The organism is Nitrosomonas sp., from assembly GCF_019635155.1.
Taxonomy (GTDB): Bacteria; Pseudomonadota; Gammaproteobacteria; order Burkholderiales; family Nitrosomonadaceae; genus Nitrosomonas.
Map to the genome: position 1 here is coordinate 1 of NZ_JAHBZY010000047.1, position 1,470 is coordinate 1,470.

The 1,470-nt window shown below is 47.0% G+C and carries 1 protein-coding gene, 2 rRNA genes and 1 pseudogene; 1 reads left to right on the plus strand and 3 read right to left on the minus strand.

Annotated features, from left to right (window positions below; translation table 11 throughout):
* A partial coding sequence (locus KF839_RS14755; RefSeq protein ID WP_292918590.1) for an integrase core domain-containing protein occupies positions 1-599 on the plus strand: 599 nt, incomplete at its 5' end.
* A gap of 12 nt (positions 600-611) precedes the next feature.
* Here KF839_RS14755 and tnpA read toward each other — a convergent pair.
* The 3 genes and pseudogenes from tnpA to KF839_RS14770 form a co-directional block, all read right to left on the minus strand.
* Positions 612-824, minus strand: a pseudogene (tnpA, locus tag KF839_RS14760) (IS200/IS605 family transposase); the annotation flags it as partial.
* 172 nt (positions 825-996) lie between these two features.
* Positions 997-1,109, minus strand: a 5S ribosomal RNA gene (gene rrf, locus KF839_RS14765).
* A 77-nt stretch (positions 1,110-1,186) separates the two neighbouring features.
* A 23S ribosomal RNA gene (locus tag KF839_RS14770) occupies positions 1,187-1,470 on the minus strand; the annotation flags it as partial.

Below are 1,470 nucleotides of genomic sequence, written 5' to 3' on the forward strand. Positions count from 1 at the left end.
TATTGCGATATGGGTTTGAACATGCCTCGGCGAGCAGGAAGAGATTGCCGGATCGACCTCGGCAACCGCTGGGGTTGGCCAACGCGCCGAATTGTTGCTGGGCACTGGATTTCATGCATGATACTTTGTACTGTGGCAGACGATTCCGAACGTTGAATGTGATAGGTGAAGCAAACCGAGAGTGCCTAACCATTGAAATCGGCACATCGATCCTTTCAGCGCGGCTGATCCGCGTGTTAAGCCGCCTGATTGACTGCTATGGCGTATCCAATGCCATACGGCTGGACAATGAGCCGGAAATGGTCTCGCAGATGTTCACCGAATGGGCAGCGGCCAAAAGCATCGCCATCCGATATATCCAGCCAGGTAAGCCAAACCAGAATGCCTTTATCGAACGCTTTAATCGGACTTACCAGACTGATGAGGTGCTTGATGCGTATCTTTTTGCCAATCTTGAGCAGGTTCAAGCCATCACTGATCAGTGGTTGATTGATTACAACGAATACCGACCGCATGAAGCGTTGGGCGACATCCCGCCAGTGCAGTTCATGCACCAGCTAACCCGGGTTCCGAATCTCTATCGGACAATGTCTACTTGACGGGGGAGCTTACGAAGGAACACTTTGCACTAAGAAATGAACATGATCTTCGTCTGTTCCAATCTCCAGAAATTTCAACTGGTAACACTTCTCCAGCTCAAGACACACATCTCGCAGTGTCTTATCTACAGCATCATCGAACACAGCTCGACGATATTTCGCCGGAAATGCCAGGTGATAAAGCAATGTTGTTGCGTTATGCCGCTTATGTATATATTCGCTCACGCGAATATTTTACACACCAAGGGGCGAGGAATTAAACCCGGTAGAGATTAAAGCGGCTTAACTGGGTTGTTCCGTTTTACTTAGCCTGGTTAAATTCTAAATTACAACCTTACTAATCTAAATTGATAATATAAAAAAACCCTTCCGTATACGGAAGGGTTTTCAATTAAATGCCTAGCGGTAACCTACTTTCACATGCGCATGCACACTATCATCGGCGCAGCTTCGTTTCACGGTTCTGTTCGGAATGGGAAGAGGTGGGTCCAAAGTGCTATGGCCGCCAAGCGTAAACAAAAACAGTGGAAAATAAATCAGGGTTAATAATTATGTAACTAAAATACTTTAATAAAATTTATAGTTATAGGATCAAGTCTCACGGTCAATTAGTATCGGTTAGCTTAACATATTACTATGCTTCCACACCCGACCTATCAACGTCATAGTCTACGACGAACCTTAAGGAGGGTTTAACCCCCGGGAAGTCTCATCTTATGGTAAGTTTCCCGCTTAGATGCTTTCAGCGGTTATCTCGTCCGCACTTAGCTACCCGGCGATACGACTGGCGTCATAACCGGTACACCAGAGGTGCGTCCACTCCGGTCCTCTCGTACTAGGAGCAGGTCCACTCAAACTTCCAACGCCCACG